The 1,461-nt window shown below is 53.8% G+C and carries 1 pseudogene; it reads left to right on the forward strand.

The annotated features are described in order from the left end of the window. The first annotated feature begins 346 nt into the window (after positions 1 to 346). A pseudogene (locus V6D20_10640) lies at positions 347 to 1,461 on the forward strand (ISAzo13 family transposase).

The following is a 1,461-nucleotide window of genomic DNA, read 5'->3' on the forward strand; positions in this document are numbered from 1 at the left end:
GATTTCTGCCATTGCGCTGTGAGGGCGATCGCCGCACTGGCAGTGACTGTTTCTGATTTACAGATGTTTATGCAGCTTATCAATAGTTAGGGGCCTCGCAATAAAAATCGTCGTGGCACTGCCTAACTGACCACTTTATGCTCTAACCCCGGTTTTGAAGGGCTAGAGTGCCGCGAATTTCGCTAAGAGTAGTCCAACGAAATAATTATCCGTTAGCTTTAAGTAGACCTGTTTTGCCAACGGACTGATGAGTGTTGAATCCTCCTCTCTAAAGCTAACCGATCACCTAAAAGCGTTATTCAAAGACACTGCGACCCGACTGAAAGGGACTGAGCGACGACAATTTATGGCTCAAGTGGTGCAGTCGCTAGGACACGGCGGAGCCACCCAAGCCGAACGCGAGTTGGGCTGGAATCGAGGCACAATCCGCAAAGGGCAGTACGAACTAGAGCATGGAGCGATCCGGGATGCGTTTGACCAACGGGGACGGAAGCCGATAGAAGCCCACCTGCCGCAATTGCTGAGCGACATTCGGGCCATTGCCGAGCCTCACACGCAGGCTGACCCGACGCTACAAAGTCAGCGGTTGTACACCCGCTTGAGTGCTGCCGAGGTGCGCCGTCAGTTGATCCGTCAATGTGGCTATGATGAGGCGGAGTTGCCCTGCGAAGAGGTGATTCGCCAACGGCTAAATCAGTTGGGCTATCGGCTCAAACGGGTGGCTAAAACGAAACCGCAAAAGGTGATTCCTGAAACCGAGGCAATTTTGGGGGAAGTGAATCGGGTGAACCAGGCTGCTGATGCCGATGAGCACACCCTGCGCCTCTCCATTGATGCCAAAGCGACGGTCAAGGTCGGGGACTACGACCGAGGGGGAAAAAAATCGGGTGAGCATTCAAGCGGCTGACCATGATTTCAAACCAGAGGCCTCCGTCACCCCGTTTGGCATCTTTCTGCCGCAATACAACCAGCTTGCCTTCACGATGGTGACCTCAAAACTCACCGCCGACTGCATTGTCGACCAGTTAGAGGCGTGGTGGCAGCAGGTTAAAGCTCATTTTCCCCAGATTCGACGCTGGGTGATTAACGCCGATAATGGCCCAGAGAATCATTCTCGACGCACCCAATTTATGCAGCGGTTAGTGGCCTTCGCCCACCGGGAGCACCTCACGATTCAGTTGGCCTACTACCCGCCTTATCACAGCAAATACAATCCTGTTGAGCGCACCTTTGGGTGGTTGGAACAGCATTGGCGAGGGTGCCTTCTCGACTCAGTCGATACCGTTGTGCGGTTCGCTGAATCGTTGACTTTCAAGGGCAACCATCCCACCGTTAGCCTGGTGACCCAGACCTATGAAACGGGAGTGAAGCTGACTCAAAGCGCGATGGCAGAGCTAGAAAAGCAGTTCCGGCGCTTACCTGGATTGGACAAATGGTTCGTTGAAATCGCTCCTCGGCCCA

This window comes from Candidatus Obscuribacterales bacterium (genome assembly GCA_036703605.1).
Classification (GTDB): Bacteria; Cyanobacteriota; Cyanobacteriia; order RECH01; family RECH01; genus RECH01.